The sequence below is a fragment of the Micromonospora sp. A200 genome, from assembly GCF_029893845.1.
GTDB lineage: Bacteria > Actinomycetota > Actinomycetes > Mycobacteriales > Micromonosporaceae > Micromonospora > Micromonospora purpureochromogenes.
The window spans coordinates 22,041-37,744 of record NZ_JARXXY010000037.1 but is presented as its reverse complement, the minus strand read 5'-3'; the positions used below and the strand labels follow the sequence as shown (position 1 = coordinate 37,744).

Annotated in this window: 14 protein-coding genes; 7 read left to right on the top strand and 7 right to left on the bottom strand. The window is 75.6% G+C overall.

All coding sequences use genetic code 11. From position 1 onward, the window contains the following. Positions 1–7: 7 nt before the first annotated feature. Complete coding sequence (locus tag M2302_RS27275; protein WP_154940315.1) at positions 8–373, bottom strand: hypothetical protein; 366 nt, start codon at positions 371–373, stop codon at positions 8–10. Next, positions 370–3,672: an SseB family protein gene (locus M2302_RS27270; RefSeq protein ID WP_280840693.1), complete on the bottom strand. Its 3,303-nt coding sequence runs from the start codon at positions 3,670–3,672 to the stop codon at positions 370–372. The genes M2302_RS27275 and M2302_RS27270 overlap by 4 nt, the downstream gene beginning before the upstream one ends. A 140-nt stretch (positions 3,673–3,812) precedes the next feature. Between M2302_RS27270 and mycP the strand changes: the two genes are divergently transcribed. Continuing rightward, positions 3,813–5,036 (top strand): type VII secretion-associated serine protease mycosin, encoded by a 1,224-nt coding sequence (mycP, locus tag M2302_RS27265; protein ID WP_280840692.1) that lies wholly within the window; start codon positions 3,813–3,815, stop codon positions 5,034–5,036. Positions 5,037–5,104: 68 nt separating this feature from the next. Here the strand turns inward: mycP and M2302_RS27260 are convergent, their stop codons facing one another. Both M2302_RS27260 and M2302_RS27255 read right to left on the bottom strand, forming a co-directional pair. Beyond that, on the bottom strand, positions 5,105–5,398 hold the full coding sequence (locus M2302_RS27260) for a WXG100 family type VII secretion target (protein WP_280840691.1): 294 nt from the start codon (positions 5,396–5,398) through the stop codon (positions 5,105–5,107). 25 nt (positions 5,399–5,423) lie between these two features. After that, positions 5,424–5,741, bottom strand: a complete 318-nt coding sequence (locus tag M2302_RS27255; RefSeq protein WP_280840690.1) for a WXG100 family type VII secretion target — start codon at positions 5,739–5,741, stop codon at positions 5,424–5,426. 265 nt (positions 5,742–6,006) lie between these two features. Here M2302_RS27255 and eccE point away from each other — a divergent pair, with 265 nt between their 5' ends. The 4 genes from eccE (at position 6,007) to rarD (ending at position 9,784) form a co-directional block, all read left to right on the top strand. Beyond that, complete coding sequence (eccE, locus tag M2302_RS27250) at positions 6,007–7,824, top strand: type VII secretion protein EccE (protein ID WP_280840689.1); 1,818 nt, start codon at positions 6,007–6,009, stop codon at positions 7,822–7,824. 55 nt (positions 7,825–7,879) lie between these two features. Continuing rightward, entirely contained in the window at positions 7,880–8,266 is a 387-nt protein-coding gene (locus M2302_RS27245) for a phage holin family protein (protein WP_280840688.1), read from the top strand. A 112-nt stretch (positions 8,267–8,378) separates the two neighbouring features. Then, positions 8,379–8,864, top strand: a complete 486-nt coding sequence (locus tag M2302_RS27240; RefSeq protein WP_280840687.1) for a GNAT family N-acetyltransferase — start codon at positions 8,379–8,381, stop codon at positions 8,862–8,864. Continuing rightward, positions 8,861–9,784, top strand: a complete 924-nt coding sequence (gene rarD / locus M2302_RS27235; protein WP_280840686.1) for an EamA family transporter RarD — start codon at positions 8,861–8,863, stop codon at positions 9,782–9,784. The genes M2302_RS27240 and rarD overlap by 4 nt, the downstream gene beginning before the upstream one ends. A gap of 7 nt (positions 9,785–9,791) precedes the next feature. Here rarD and M2302_RS27230 read toward each other — a convergent pair whose 3' ends face one another. Together M2302_RS27230 and M2302_RS27225 are read right to left on the bottom strand one after the other, a co-directional pair. Further along, entirely contained in the window at positions 9,792–10,490 is a 699-nt protein-coding gene (locus M2302_RS27230) for a zf-HC2 domain-containing protein (RefSeq protein WP_280840685.1), read from the bottom strand. Next, complete coding sequence (locus M2302_RS27225; RefSeq protein WP_280840715.1) at positions 10,487–10,981, bottom strand: sigma-70 family RNA polymerase sigma factor; 495 nt, start codon at positions 10,979–10,981, stop codon at positions 10,487–10,489. The genes M2302_RS27230 and M2302_RS27225 overlap by 4 nt, the downstream gene beginning before the upstream one ends. A 234-nt stretch (positions 10,982–11,215) precedes the next feature. Here M2302_RS27225 and M2302_RS27220 point away from each other — a divergent pair, with 234 nt between their 5' ends. Then, on the top strand, positions 11,216–13,336 hold the full coding sequence (locus tag M2302_RS27220; RefSeq protein ID WP_280840684.1) for a PhoX family phosphatase: 2,121 nt from the start codon (positions 11,216–11,218) through the stop codon (positions 13,334–13,336). A gap of 208 nt (positions 13,337–13,544) precedes the next feature. Here M2302_RS27220 and M2302_RS27215 read toward each other — a convergent pair whose 3' ends face one another. After that, positions 13,545–14,327: an IclR family transcriptional regulator C-terminal domain-containing protein gene (locus M2302_RS27215; protein WP_280840683.1), complete on the bottom strand. Its 783-nt coding sequence runs from the start codon at positions 14,325–14,327 to the stop codon at positions 13,545–13,547. A gap of 156 nt (positions 14,328–14,483) precedes the next feature. Between M2302_RS27215 and M2302_RS27210 the strand changes: the two genes are divergently transcribed. Continuing rightward, positions 14,484–15,668, top strand: coding sequence for an MFS transporter (locus tag M2302_RS27210; RefSeq protein ID WP_280840682.1), 1,185 nt, complete (start codon positions 14,484–14,486; stop codon positions 15,666–15,668). Positions 15,669–15,704 lie beyond the last annotated feature (36 nt).

Below are 15,704 nucleotides of genomic sequence, written 5' to 3'. Positions count from 1 at the left end.
CGGCGGATCAGACCCGCTGCTCGCGCAGGTCGGCCACCTCGCTGGCGGGTGCCCAGCCCTGGTAGACCCCGAAGTCGAAGACCTCCAGGCCCATCGCCTGCGCCACCGGCCAGCGCCCGCCGGTGTACTCCACCCGTAGCCAGCCGTCGTGCTCGCCGAGCACCACGAACGGCTGCCCCTGCCAGGTGCAGGTGGTGCGCACGTACGCCAGGTCCTCGACCTCGCCGGCCGGGACCACCCGGACGTGCCGGCCGGGGCGTACCTCCTCGAAGCCGTCGCCCGGTTCGGGCTGGTAGATGCGGACGTCGTCGCCGTCCGGGCTGGCCTGGTACTCCCGCCCGCGCCACCGGGCCACGTAACCGTCGCGCATCACGGCTCACCCACCTGTCGCCAGAGCAGCGCGTCGGTGTCGAGCAGGGCGACCACCCGCTCGGTGCCGTCCGCGCCGATCCGCCACAGCTGCGCGCCGTGCGGCAGCCGGGCGCTGTCCACCTTGAACTCGGCCACCACCTCGGTGCTGTCGCCCGGGGCGAAGCCGTTGCCCCGGAACGGCGGGCGCTCGATGACCCAGCCCTCCATCGCCCGCATGGCAGCCTCGTTCTGCCCGCCGTACGGGATCCGGTAGAGGCTCGGCCGGTACGCGGGCCAGCGCAGCACGTAGATCCGGTCGGCGTCACGCGCGAACGGCGAGTCCGGGTAGCCGAGACCGAGCGCGTCGTGCAACTGCGCCGGGGTGTTGAGGTGCGCCAGCTCGTTGGCCCGGTGCACGAAACCGGAGACCCGGTCGTACCCGCGCTCCAGGTAGTAGGCGAGCTGGCTCGGGGCCACCGCCTTCTGCATGGTCACCGGCCGGGTCGGGTCGGCGACCTGCGGGGCGTACCGGGGCCGCTCGGCCGGTTCCTCGACCGCGACCGCCTCCGGCTCGCTCTCGGTGTCGTCACCGAGCCCCACCTCGGCCGCCCAGTTGGCCAGCCCGACGATCTGCTCGCCGGGCAGTTTCGCCCCGATCGGGCTGCCGGGGTTGACCGCGAAGGACCACACCTCTTCCGGCCAGCGCCGGATCAGCTGCACGAACCGGACCTCGACGGTCTCCACCGGCTCCGGGCAGTGGTCGGCCAGCCGCTCCGGCGAGGTGTGCACCACCACGTACGGCTCGCCGTCGAGTTCCTCCGTACGCCACACGAAACCGGGATCGCCGGGACGGCTGCCGGGCACCGAGTCCGGTGCCACCGGCAGGAGCACCCGGGCCAGGAGCAGCGTGGAGAGGAAGGTGTCGGTGCTGCCGGAGCCGGCCGCGTCCAGCAGGTCCTCCTCGACCACGTTGGCGGGCTGGAACGCCTCGGCCGCCTGAGCCGGAGTGACGCGGCCGGCACCGCCGGACGACGGAGCCGCCTCGCCCAGCCGGGTGTGCTCGGCGACGGAAGGGCCGGCCGGGGTCGGCCCGGCGGGCGCGGCCTCGGCCACCGGAGTCCCCGCTGGCGCGCCGCCGGAGGCCGGGGCGACGGGCGGGGTGGGCACGGTCGCCGCCGGCTGACCGCCGAAGGCCGGCGAGACGGGCGCGGCGGGAGACGGCGCCGCCGCCTCGGCCCGGCCACCGGCGGCCGGCGATACGGATGCGGTGGCGGTCGGCGCACCCTCGGCTGGGCCACCGAAAGCCGGCGAGAGGGGGGCGGCAGAGGGCGGCGCGCCCTCGGCCCGGCCATTGAAGGCCGGCGACACGGGCGCGGTCGGGGCCGCGAAGAGCGACTGCGTGCGGTCGTCGGAAACCGGGGCGAGGGGCTCGGTGGGTTCCTCGTCGTCCGGAGCGGCCTGCGCCGCGGACCCGCCGCCCGGCACCGGAACGATCGGCTCTGTCCGCTGCTCGGGAGCCGGGAAGACCGGCCCGGTGCGCTGCTCGGCAGCCGGAAAGACCGGTTCCGTCCGCTGCTCGCGAGCCGGGAAGACCGGTTCCGTCCGCTGCTCGGGAGCCGCGAAGAGCGGCGAGGTGCGCTGCTCGGCGGCCGGGAAGACCGGTTCGGTGCGCTGCCCGGGGGCGGGGGAGATCGGCTCGGTGGGGTCGTCGGCGGACGGGGAGGCGAAGGCCGGGCGGGGGAAGGTCGTTCCCGCCGGGCCGGAGGCGGCGAACTGCCCGCCGCCGGCGGAGCCGTTCATGCTGGCGCTGTTGTCCAGGCCGGCGGTGGCCGGCGGGATCCGGTCCGGCGCCGGGGCGACGGGCAGGTCCCGGGACTCGATGACGGTGCCCTCGATGACGATGGGCGAGAAGCCGCGACGCGGTGCCGGCGGCCCGGAGACCGGCTCGGCGATCGACACCGGCAGTTCCTCGACCGGCGGGGGGGTGGGCCGCGCGGACGGGTCGGGAAGGCGCTGGGTCTGCTCCTCGGCGGGCTGCGCCGCTGGCGTGCCGTGCCGTCGCGGCAGCGCCTGGGTCGCCTCGGCGTCCGGTGCCGGCACCCGGAACGCCCGGGTGGACTCCTCCGCCAGCGGGTCCGGCCGTCGGTCCGCGGGCGCGGGGGGCGGTGCCTGCCCGTCGGGCCGGTCGAACTGGAACGCCCTGGTCGGTTCCTCCCCCGGCGGCGCGGTCGCCGGGCGGCGCCGGGGGAAGGCCTGGCCACCGAGCCCGGGCCGCGGCGGCGGCGCGGCCCGCTCACCGGTACGCAGCGGGTCCCGCGACGCGCGGGGCGAGGCACCCCGCTCGGAGGCCGGCTCGAAGAACGAGCTGCGGCCGTTGGGGCCGCCGTCCCCGGCGAGACGGGCGCCCAGCCCCTCCCCGAGGAGCCGACGCCGGGGCGAGGTCATCCAGGGCGCGACGGGCGGCCGGGGCGCCCCGTCGGAATCGGACGCTGGCGCGGCGGCCGGCCGGCCGTTGGCCGGGTCCGCCGGTGGTCGAGGCTCGCCGCCCGGGCGCGTCCCCCCGACGGCCGGCACGACCTCCGGGTACGACGCGGCCGCCGGCACCTCCGGATACGACGCGGCGGCCGGCACCACCGGGTCCGTACCCGACGGGCGCGGCCGGTCCGGTTCCGGGCGGTACGGCGCGGTCGAGGGGCGGGCGGGGTGCGGCACCCGCGCCGGCCCGGGAGCGCCGGGGCGGGCGGCCGAGGCGTCCGGTCCCGCGCCGATGGCGGGCGTGGGGGTCGGCGGCGCCACCGGGCGCGGCTGCGACCGGGCGACCGGGCCGGAGTCCCGCGCCTCGGTCCCCCGGGCGGGGCCGGTGGTGTCGGCCTGACCGTGGGCCGCCGACTCCACGCGCTCCAGGCGGGCGCGGGCGCCCATGGTCCGACCGGGCAGGCGGACGTCGCCACGGGAGAGCTGGGAGACGAACCACGCCGGCAGGTAGCCCTCGATCGGCAGCCCCGGGTTGACGGCCAGCCACCACTCGTGGTTGGGCCAGGTGGCGGCGAGGTCGGCGTACGGGGCACGGCGGGTGGGACCCGCCGTGGCACCGAGGCAGGCGCGCAGTGCGGCGGTGGAGGTGAAGGCCAGCACGTGGGTGCGGCCACCCGTGGTCCAGGTGCCCCAGCCCAGCGGTGCCTCGCCGGCGAGGGCCTGTGCGGAGACCGGCAGGAACAGCTCGGTGCCGGCCAGGATGCGGAAGTAAAGTTCCTGGTCGTTGGCGTGCAGCGCGTCGCGCATCGCCGTCTCGGCCTCGGTAGCCGGCTCCCAGTCGGTCACGGCCACCTCTCCTCCCGCTAACAGGCCATAGGCATCGCGTACAACCTACAAGGTACGAACAAGATCACAATGGGCTGACCGCGTGCGGTCGCGAGGCGATAACATCGCGTTCCGGAGTCGACACGATACGGAGGCGGTCGATGTACCGGCCCAGCGCGCGGTCGACCTTCGCCGGCCTGGCGGCGGTCCTGCTGACCGGCCTACCGGCGCTCGCCGTGTCGTCGGCCACCCCCGCCCGGGCCGCCGCGCCGGCCTGCTCCGCCCCGCTCGCCCCGGCCCGCTCGGTCACCGGCGTCCCGTGGGCCCAGCGCCGGTACGCCCCGGAACGGCTGGTCCCGCTGGCCACCGGCGCGGGAGTGACCGTCGCGGTGATCGACTCGGGGGTCGACCGGCGGCACCCGCAACTGCGCGGCCGGGTGCTCGACGGCACGGACTTCCTCGACCCGGGCGGCGACGGCACCCGCGACTGCGCCGGTCACGGCACCGGGGTGGCCAGCATCATCGCGGCCGCGTCCGTCGACGGCGTCGCCTTCCACGGGCTGGCACCCCGGGCCCGGATCCTGCCGGTACGGGTGAGCGAGCAGCAGGTGGTCGAGGGACGGGAGTCGGGGCGCACGGTCGGCGCGGCGGACTTCGCCCGGGCCATCCGGTGGGCGGTGGACCACGACGCCGACGTGCTGAACCTCTCCGTCGTGCTGTACGCGGACAACCCGGCCGTCCGGGAGGCGGTGAGCTACGCGGTGCGCCGGGACGTGGTGGTGGTGGCCGCCGCCGGCAACCTGCACGACAGCGGCGACCCGCGCCCGTACCCGGCCTCGTACGACGGGGTGCTCGGGGTCGGCGCCATCTCCCCGGACGGCACCCGCGCCACCTTCTCCCAGACCGGCTCCTACGTCGACCTGGTGGCGCCCGGCAGCGACGTGCTGATGGCCGCGCCGGAGCAGGGGCACCACCGGGCCGAGGGCACCAGCTACGCCACGCCCTTCGTGGCCGCCACCGCGGCGCTGGTCCGGCAGTACCGGCCCGAGCTGAGCGCGACGGAGGTGGCGCGGCGGATCGTCGGCACCACCGACCCGGCGCCGGGCGACGGTCGGGGCGGGTACGGCGCGGGCGTGCTGAACCCGTACCGGGCGGTCACCGAGACCGGGGCGGCCGCGACGGCGGGGGCGCGCGGGGCGGCGGCCCTGCCGGCGGACCGGCCCGATCCGGCGCTGCTGGCCCAGCGGGCGCGACGCGCGGCGGCACGGGATCGGGCCCTGCTGGTCGCCGGGGTCACCGGCGCGGCCGTGGTGGCGGCGGTGCTGCTGACCCTGGTGCTGCCGCGCGGCGCCGGGCGGGGCTGGCGCCCGGCCGGACCGGCCTGACCCACCGGTGGCCGGACACGGCGACGGCGGCGCCCACGGGATCGTCGGGCGCCGCCGTGCGGCCGGGCTCACTGGAACAGGCCGACGTTCTTCTTCTCCGTGTCGAGGTAGTCGGTGGCGGAGTCGTCCACCGCGAGCTTGATGTCGCGCAGCATGGTCTGCAGGTCCTGCGAGGCGGACCGCCACCGCGCCTGCCGCTGCTCGTACGCCTGCTGCGCCTCGCCGGCCCAGCTCGCCACCAGCGGGGCGGCGTCGCGCTCCAGCTGGCCGAGCTGCGAGTCGAGCGTGTTCAACGCCTTCTGGATGTCCGCGCTGGCCTGTTGCAGCGCGGCGAAGTTGACGACCAGGACACCGTGGTCCATCGGATGCTCCTCCCCCTGGGTGTGGTTACAGCGGCAGTTGGATGCCGCGGTTGGTGCCGGAGACCCGGCTGGCCGCCTCGTCGTCGGAGACGTCGTACTGCCGGCCGGCGGTGCGGATCGCCGACGCGGTCTCCCGCAGGGCGCGCTGCAACGTCGCCTGGTCCTGCGACCACTGCTGCTTGACCTGTTCGAACGAGCGGCCACCGGCGCCGCGCCAGGCCTGCTGCAACACCTCCAGCTCGGCCATCAGGCCGCTGAGCATGCTCTGCAGCGACTGGTCCACCTGCTCGAACTTCGCGGCGGTCTGCTGCATCACCGCGGCTTCTGCCTGGGTCTGGGCCACCCGGACGTCACCTCGTCTCTCCGTCGTGGCTGCCGCCGGACGATCCATGGACGCCTCGGGGCGGGGCCCACGGCGGCGACGGTCAGCCGAACTCGTCGCTGACGGTAGCGGCCCGATCGCCGTTGTGCTACCCCCTCGCCCTCCCCTGTGGACAACCGGCACCGGCGACTCCCCTTACCATGGGTCACGTCGCCGTCGCGGTACGGTGCGCACCGGTGGTCCGGCGGCGACCTGGCGGCCCGACACGTCGAGCGGAGGAGACGCGGTGACGGCGAGCACGACGGCACGGCCGGCCCACCGCCAGCCCCTCCCGCCACAGTGGAACGCGGTTCCCGCCCCCCGGTCGACCGCCGTCCGCGCCGGTCAGGTGGTGGCCGCGCAGGTCGCGCTGGCGCTGCCGGTCGCGGCCGTCGGCCGGGGCGCGGCAGTGCTCGCGCTCGTCCTGCTCGCCGCCGGGCTGCTGCTCGCCACGGCCTGGGTGCGCTGGCGCGGCCGGTGGCTGTTCGAGTGGCTCGGCACCGGCGTCGGTTACGCCACCCGCCGACGGCTGCTCGCCCCGGCCGCCGGTCCGGCCGCGCTGCTGGACCTGGTGCTCCCCGGCGCCGTGGTGCGGTCGGTGGAGCTGGCCGGCCGGCCCGCCGCCGTGATCGACGACGCCGCCGGGCTGACCGCCCTGATCGAGCTGGGCGATCCCGGCGACCTGCTCGGCGACGGCCCACGCGCGCTGCCCGGGCCGGCCGCGCTGCTGCCGCCCGCCACGACCGAGCACCCGCCGCTGCGGGTCCAGCTCCTGCTGCACGCCGCCCCGGCCCCGGCGCCCGGCGCGGCGGGCGGGACGGCGGGGACGTCGTACCGGCAGCTGACCGAGGGACGGCTGCCGGGCCAGGAGCGGGCGCTGCTCGCCGTCCGGGCGCTGCGGGTGGACGGCTGGTCGGACGAGGAGCTGCGCCGGGCCCTGTCCGGCACCGTACGCCGGCTGGTCCGCCGGCTCGGACCGGTCGGCGCCCGGCCGCTCGGCGAGCACGCGGCGCTGCGCGTACTCGGGGAACTGGCCCACCACGACGGTGGCCGGCCGACCCGGGAGACCTGGCCCGCGGTGCGCTCCGCCGACCTGCTCCAGGCCGGCTTCCGGCTGGCCCGCTGGCCCGACCCGGGCACCGAGCTGGGCCGGCGGCTGGTGCCCCGGCTGCTGGCGTTGCCCGCCACGGCGACCAGCGTGTCGCTCTGCGCCGGTCCGCGCACCGCCGCCGACGCCGCGCCGGTGCCGGCCGAGCTGACGGTACGCCTCACCGCCCGGACGCCCGACGAGCTGGCCCTGGCCGGCCAGGCGCTGCACCGGCTCGTCGTCGACGCCGGCGGCGAGGTACGCCGGCTCGACGGTGCGCAGCTCGCCGCCCTGGCCGCCACGCTGCCGCTGGCGGTGGCCGCCGGCCCGGTGGCGCCCGGCCCGGACCCGGAGCCGCTGGAGCTGTCCCTCGGCGACGCCGGGCTGATGGTCGGCGCCAACCGGCACGGCGGCGCGGTGACCGTCCGAATGTTCCGCGCCGAGGGCACCCGGCTGGTGCTCGTCGGCGGGGTCCGCGCGGCGCAGTTGCTGGTGCTGCGGGCGATGGCGCTCGGCGCCCGGGTGGCGGTGCGCACCGGCCGGCCCCGGGCCTGGGAACCGTTCGTGCGGGGAGTCGGCGGCACCGGGGGCGGCATCGCGGTCCTCCCGCCGGGCCGCCCGCTGGGCGGGGCGCCCGGTTCGCCGCTGTGTCCCCTGCTGCTGGTGGTCGACGCGGGCGCGGCGGCCGACGACCGCGGGCCGGGACCGGCCTGGCGGGCGACCCTGGTGGTCCGGGACGAGCTGACCGCGGCCGACGCGGACACCCTGGGCCGGGCCGACCTGGCGGTGCTGCAACCGCTGGACCAGCGGGAGGCGGTGCTGGCCGGCGCGGCGCTCGGGCTCGGCGGATCGGCGGAGTGGCTGACCCGGATCCGGGACGACATGGTGGCGGTGGTCAACCGCCGGGCGCTGCGCTGGGCGCTGCTCTCGCCCACCCCGATCGAGTCGCAGCTGATCGGCCGGCCGGCCCGTCGCTGAAGCCGGGGTACGCGGAGGGTTCCCCGAGTGGGCCGTGCGTGGCACGATCCCCGCCATGGGTTTTCTGAAGGGCCTTCTGATCCGGCTCGGCTCCACCGCGGCCGCCTTCTGGCTGGCGACGCTGCTCATCCCGGGCATCACCCTGGACTCCGACTCGGCCGTCGAGACGGTCACCACGCTACTGCTGGTGGCGGTGATCTTCGGCGTGGTCAACGCGGTGCTCCAGCCGGTCATCAAGTCCGTCGGCTGCGGCTTCTACCTGCTGACCCTCGGCCTGATCGCGCTGGTGGTCAACGGCCTGCTGTTCCTGCTGACGAGCTGGATCGCCGGCGAGGCCGGGCTGCCCTTCCACGTCGACAGCTTCTGGCCCGAGGCGGTGCTCGGCGCGCTCTTCGTCAGCATCGTGACCTGGATCCTCGGCGCCATTCTCGACCGCGACTGACCCCTGCGACGCCCGGGCGGGACGCGCAGGCGCGACGCCCGGGCGGGAACGGCGGCCAGTGGCCGGGAATTGGCTGGCGCGGGCCGGGGGCGTCCCGGCTAGCGTGGCCGGGGTGTTCACGCTGACCCGCGACGACGGCTACCTGCTCAGCACCGACCCCGACCGGATCGACCTCGACCGGGTGCACCGCTGGCTCTCCACCGACGCGTACTGGGCGCTCGGCCGGAGCCGGGAGACGGTGGCGGCCTCCTTCGCCGGCTCGATCCCGTACGGCGTCTACGCCGCCGGCGAGCAGGTGGCGGTGGCCCGGGTGATCACGGACGGGGCCACCTTCGCCTGGCTCTGCGACGTCTACGTCGCGCCGTCTGAGCGCGGTCGCGGGCTGGGGACCTGGCTGGCCACCGCCGTCCGGGACCACCTGGCCGGGCTGGGGGTGCGCCGGATCCTGCTGGCCACCCTCGATGCCCACGGGGTGTACGCGAAGGTCGGCTTCGCCCCGGTCGAGCCGGGCCGCTGGATGGAGTTGGACCACCGTCCGGTGAAGCCGGTCACCGGAAAGGAACACCCACCCGCCGCGCCCCTTACGGTGGAGGGGTGAATCCAGTCCGGCTCGGCTACCTGTACGGCTTCGGCGCGTACCTGCTCTGGGGCTTCTTCCCGATCTATTTGAAGCTGCTGCGCCCGGCCGGACCGGTGGAGATCCTGGCCCACCGGATCGTCTGGTCGGTGGTCTTCGTCGCGCTGCTGCTGGCCGCGATGCGCAACATCGGCTTCCTGCGCGCGCTGGCCCGCCGCCCCCGGACGCTGGCCGCCATCGTCGTCGCGGCCGCGCTGATCGCGGTGAACTGGGGCACCTACATCTACGGGGTCAACTCCGACCGGGTGGTGGAGACGGCGCTGGGGTACTTCATCAACCCGCTCGTCGTGGTGCTGATCGGCGTCTTCGTGCTGCGCGAGCGGCTGCGCCCGGCGCAGTGGGCGGCGCTCGGCGTCGGCGCGGCGGCCGTGGTCGTGCTCACCGTCGACTACGGCCGGCTGCCGTACCTGGCGTTGACGCTCGCGTTCAGCTTCGCCGGGTACGGCCTGGTCAAGAAGCGACTCGGGCTGCCCGCCGCGGAAGGGCTCTTCGTCGAGTCCGCGGTGCTGGCGCTGCCCGCCCTGGCGTACCTCGGGTGGCTGGCGCGGCGCGGCGAGTCGACCTTCGGGCACGTCTCGCTCGGGCACACCCTGCTGCTGGTGCTCGCGGGCGCGGCCACCGCCGTCCCGCTGCTGCTCTTCGCCGGCGCGGCCAACCGGCTTCCGCTGTCCGGCCTGGGCATGTTGCAGTACCTCGCGCCGATCCTCCAGCTCGGCTGCGGGGTGCTGATCTTCCACGAGCCGATGCCGCCGGCCCGGCTGGCCGGCTTCGCGCTGGTCTGGGTGGCGCTGATCGTCTTCACCGTCGACGCGGTCCGGCACACCCGCCGCACCCGGGCCGCCGCCCGCACCCCGGTCCCGGCCACCGCCGCCACACGGTGACCGGAACTCAGCGCACGTCGTAGCCCAGCACGGCGGTGCCGTCGGCGCGGACCAACTCCAGCCGGACCAGCTCCGCGTCGGTGAAGCGGGTCGCGCCGCTGAGGCGCACCTCGTCGCCGGGCGCGGCCAGCCAGGAGCCGATCTGCTCCGTGGCGCCGTCCGGGCCGTGCGCCACCAGCCGGAACGTGTACGCCTTGCCGTAGCCGGCGGTCGCGTCGTACCCGCAGCGCATGGTGACCTCGGTGCCCCAGTCGGTGCCGGTCAACCCGATCTCGGCGTGCACCGGGGCCTTCGCCGCCACCGGCTGCATGGCGACCATCCGCACCGCCTGGACGGTCGGCCCGGGCGGTGTGGGAGGACGCAGCACGGCCGCGCCCCCGACACCCACGACCAGGGCGAGCGCGGCGGCGGCCAGGGCGGTCAGCGCGTACCGTCGGCGCGCGCCGGACCGCTCCCGGCGCCGGCGGTCCCGGGCGGCGGCGAGCAGCGCGGGCACCCGGTTCGGCTCCTGCGGCGGGGGCAGGAACTCGTCCAGCGCGGCCGGGTCGAGCCGGCCGAGCAGCCCGGGCAGCACGGCGATCTCGGCGACCGCCTCCCGGCACGCCGCACAATCGGCCAGGTGCCGCTCGTAGGCGGCGCGGTCGCCGGGAGCGAGGGCGCCCAGCACGTACGCGCCGTCGTCGTGCGCGAACTCGCAGCGGGTCATCCGGTCACCCCCATCTCGGCCAGGACCAACCGTAGTGAGCGCAGCGCGTAGTGCGTGCGGGACTTGACCGTCCCCGGTGGCACTCCCAGCCGGGCGGCGGCCTCGGCCACCGAACGGCCCTGGTAGAAGCACTCGACCAGCACCTCCCGGTGGGTGGGGCTGAGCCGGTTCAGGGCCTCGGCGACGGTCCACGCCTCCACCGCGCGCTCCGCTTCGTCGACCGCCTCCGGCGGCTCGGGCAGTTCGTCGGTGAACACCTCACCGACCCGGGTGGACCGGCGCCGCCAGGCGTCGATCGCCAGGTTCCGCGCCGTGGTGAAGAGCCAGGCCCGGACGGAGCCGCGCCGCGGGTCGAGCGACTCGGGGTGGCGCCAGGCCCGCAGCAGGGTCTCCTGCACCAGGTCCTCCGCCCGGGTACGGTCGCCGTTGACCAGTCGGAGCGCGTGCGCGTACAGCGCCTCCGCGTGCTCGTCGTGCAGCGCGCGCAGCAGTTGGGCGTCGTGGTCGCTGATGGTGATCCCCTCGCTCTCCGCGGCGAGTGCGGCGAATGCGTTCGCCCGTGGATACGCGCCGTGACGCGGATCGGTTCACCTGCGACCGCTGTTCACATCCGGTTCACACCGAGTCCGGCGACCGCTCACCGCGCCCTGGCAGCCTCCGGCCGGTACGCACGTCGATCGGGTGATCCGGCGTGCCACCGACCTTGCTTCCAGGAGGCTCCTGAAATGAGCGACCGTCCCCGGCTGCTCCCCCTGCTGGGCGCCACCCGCCACGGCAGCCGCGATGCGATGACCTGTCTGTACCGGTGCGGCAACGCCTGCGACCACCCGGTGCCCAATTCTTCCGACAACGCGTACTTCGGGGACCTGGTGGAGGCCGAGGTGTCCCGGCGCGGCGTGGTCCGGGCCGGCGCGGTCGGCGCGCTGGTGCTCGGCTTCGGCGGCGCGGCCGCCGGCGCGCTCGCCGGGGCCGCCCCGGCCGCCGCCGCCCCCGGCACGCCGGTCGTGCCCGAGGTGACCGACTTCGGCCGCCCGCAGCCGTCCACCGGCGCGCTGACCTTCAAGCCGATCCCGCCGAACCAGCTCGACACCCTGGTCGTCCCCAACGGGTACGACCACGCGGTGGTCATCCGCTGGGGCGACCCGGTGGTCCCCGGCGCCCCCGAGTTCGACCTGCACGGGCAGAACGCCGCCGCGCAGTCGAAGCAGTTCGGCTACAACAACGACTTCGTCGGGGTGCTGCCGCTGGACCGGCGGGGCCGGCGGGCGCTGCTCGTGGTCAACCACGAGTACACCAACGAGGACCTGATGTTCCCCGGCTTCATGGGCCTGGACGCGCTGACCGTGGAGCAGTTGCGCACCGCGATGGCCGCGCACGGCATGTCCGTGGTGGAGCTGGAGCGGGTCGACGGCACCGGGCAGTGGCGTCCGGTCGCGGGCGGCCGCCGGCCGTACAACCGGCGGGTCACCGCGCTGGGCACGAAGTTCGAGCTGACCGGCCCGGCCGCCGGCTCGGCCTGGCTGCGCACCGCCGCCGACCCGAAGGGCCGTACGGTCGTCGGCACGCTGAACAACTGCGCCGGCGGGGTCACCCCGTGGGGCACGGTCCTCTCCGGCGAGGAGAACTTCAACCAGTACTTCGTCGGGGCGGACGCCGCCCCGGAGGAGCTGAAGCCGAAACTGGCCCGCTACGGCATCACCACCACCGCCCGCTACCTCAGCGGCAGCCGGAAGTGGGAGCGGGCCGACGAGCGCTTCGACCTGGCGAAGCACCCGAACGAGGCGCACCGCTTCGGGTGGATCGTGGAGATCGACCCGTTCGACCCGGAGAGCCGCCCGCGCAAGCACACCGCGCTGGGCCGGTTCAAGCACGAGGGCGCCAACGTCATCGTGGCGAAGAGCGGGCACGTGGTCGCGTACATGGGCGACGACGAGCGCTTCGACTACCTCTACAAGTTCGTCTCCGACAAGAAGTTCCTGCCGGGCGACTCGTGGGTGGCCCGCAAGCACAACCTGACCCTGCTGGAGTCCGGCACCCTCTACGTGGCGCAGTTCGAGCAGACCAGCGCCGCCGAGATCGACGGCTCGGGCAAGCTCCCGGCCGACGGCGCGTTCAACGGCCGGGGCCGGTGGATCAAGCTGGTCAGCGGCAACCGCTCGTACGTCGACGGGATGACCGCCGCGGACGTGCTCACCTTCACCCGGCTCGCCGGGGACAAGGTCGGCGCGACCAAGATGGACCGGCCGGAGGACGTCGAGCCGAGCCTACTCACCGGCAAGGTGTACGTGGCGCTGACCAACAACACCGACCGGGGCAAGCCCGGCAAGGCGCCGGCCGACGAGGCCAACCCGCGCAACCTCAACAAGCACGGCCAGATCCTGGAGCTGGTCGAGGATCGGAGCGACAACACGGCGGAGAGCTTCGCCTGGTCGCTGCCGATCGTCGCCGGCGATCCGACCGACCCGTCGACCTACTTCGCCGGGTACGACAAGACCAAGGTCTCGCCGATCTCCTGCCCGGACAACGTCGCCTTCGACGCCGCCGGCAACCTCTGGATCTCCACCGACGGCAACGCGCTGGGCAGCAACGACGGCCTCTTCGCCACCGCGGTCGAGGGTCCGGAGCGGGGGCACCTCAAGCAGTTCCTCACCGTGCCGGTCGGCGCGGAGACCTGCGGGCCGTTCATCACCGGCGACAACCGCTCGGTCTTCGTGGCCGTGCAGCACCCCGGTGAGATCACCGGCGCCTCCGTGGAGAAGCCGGCGTCCACCTGGCCGGACGGCGACTACGCCAAGCCGGGCGTGGTCGTCACCTGGCGGCTGGACGGCGGCCCGATCGGCAGCTGACGTTCCCCTCGGTGGCCCGGCGCCGGGCCACCGGTCGAAGGGCCCCGCTCCCCGCCAGGGACGGGGCCCTTCCGACGTCCAGGTCAGGGGTCGATCGACTCCGTTTCGGCGACATGGCGGCATCGGCTGCGGTGGGATGCCGCCAGTTCGGCGAATCGCAGTCGATCAACGCCGGGCCGGCCGCGCACGCGCAGGGCGGGCCGGGGGGTCAGGCGTCGGCGGCGATGCCGTCGGCGACGGCGCGGGCGACGGTGAGCAGCTTGGCCCGGACCACCCGGGCCGAGGTCATCATCTCGCTGGCCGGCAGGGCGCAGGCCAGCGCGACGCGGCGTTCCATGTCCTTGTCCGGGGTGACCAGCACCGCCGCGCAGGCCACCCCCTGCCGGAACTGCCCCAGCTCCAGCTGCATGCCGCGCCGGTCCCCGGCGGCCAGGTCCGCCTCGAACGCCTCGACGGTGGTCAGGGTGGCCGTGGTGAACGGGCGCATGCCGTACTCGCGCAGGTAGCGGAAGCGCTGCTCGGTGGTGAGGGTGGCCAACAGGCACTTGCCGAGCGCGGTGGCGTGCGCCCCCTCGTCGAAGCCGGGGACCAGGTCCTCCAGGTGCGGCGAGCGCGGCCCTTCGGCGACCGCCGTGACCGCCACCTGCCCGCCCACGAATCGGCCGAGGTAGTGGCTCCAGCCGGTGTCGGCGGCGGCCCGGCGCAGCGTCTCCCCGACCGCCGGCGGCCCCCGGAAGGCGGTCACCAGCTCCCGGTACCGGTCGGCGACCTCCAGCCCCACGATGTAGGTGCCGTCCTCCCGCCGGATCACGTAGCCCTCGTAGGCGAGGGTGCGGACCAGGTGGTACGTCGTCGCGACGGTCAGCTCGCACCGCCGGGCGATCTGTTTGACGGTCAACCCCTTGGGGGCACGACCGACCGACTCGAGCACGCGTAGCGCGCGGGAGACGCTCCGGATGAGATCCGAAGGCTCCGCCAGGGGGTCGCGCACAACCACCTCCGCAGCCGGGGACTTACACCATATGAAAAACCGCCCAGGGACGGAACGCCCGTTCGGGTCGAGGATTCCAGATCAGACCGCGAGTGGCGTGTATCGCTGCGACACGCCGGGCGCCCGTGAGCTGGGCTCACGTAGGTTGACCAGACGATGACCGACACCGCGCTCACTCCCTCGCCCAGCCCGCCCGCCGTTGCCCCGCTGCGGGCCGGCGCCGGCGCCATCGCCACCACCGTCGCCTCGGTACTGCCGGTGTTCCTCGTCGGCGGCCTGGCCGTGCAGATGGGTGACGATCTCGGCTTCTCCCCCGCCGGTCTGGGTCTGGCCGTCTCGGTCTACTTCGGCATCAGCGCGCTGGCCTCGGTGCCGTCCGGCCGGCTGGTCGAGCGGTACGGCCCGGCGGTGGTGGCCCGGGCCGGCATCCTGCTGGCCGCCGGCTGCCTGTTCGCCATCGCGGTGCTGGCCCGGTCGTACCCGGTGCTGGTGGCCCTGCTCGGGCTGAGCGCCGCGGCGAACGCGCTCGGGCAGCTCGCCAGCAACGCGGCGCTGGCCCGGCACGTGCCGGCCCGGCGGCAGGGCCTGTCCTTCGGGGTGAAGCAGGCGGCCATTCCGGTCTCCACGCTGCTGGCCGGCGCGGCGGTGCCCACCATCGCACTCACCGCCGGCTGGCGCTGGGCGTTCGTGGCTGCCGCCGGGGCCGCCCTGGCCGCCCTGCCCGCCGTACCCCCGGGGCAGCCCGGACCGGCCGGGAAGGCTGCCGGGGCGCGCGGCGGGCGGGTCACCTCGGCCCTGGTGGTGGTCGGTGTGGCGGCGACCCTCGCCGCGGCGGCCGCCAACGCGCTGGGCACCTTCGTGGTGGACTCGTCGGTGGCGCGCGGCCTCGCGCCGGGGCTGGCCGGGCTGACCCTCACGCTGGGCAGCGCGGTCTGCGTCACCGCCCGGATCGGGGCCGGCTGGCTCGCCGACCGGCGGGCCGAGGGGCACGTGGCGGTGATCGCCGGGATGCTGGTCGTCGGCGCGGCCGGGCTGGGGCTGCTCGCCCTGGCCGGCGCGGTGCCGCTGGTGGTCGGCGTGGTGCTCGGCTTCGGCCTGGGCTGGGCGTGGCCGGGGCTGATGAACTTCGCGGTGGTCCGGCTGCACCCGCAGGCCCCGGCCGCCGCCACCTCGATCACCCAGACCGGGGTGTACGCCGGCGGCTGTCTCGGCCCGCTCGCCCTGGGCGCGACCGCCAGCGCGGCCGGCTATCCGGCGATGTGGCTCACCGCCGCCGTCGCGATGCTGGCCGCCGCCGCGTTCATGCTGCTCGGCAGCCGGATGCTGACCCGCACCCCCTGACCTGCGACCGGTTGACCTCAGGTCGAGGTGGTTCGG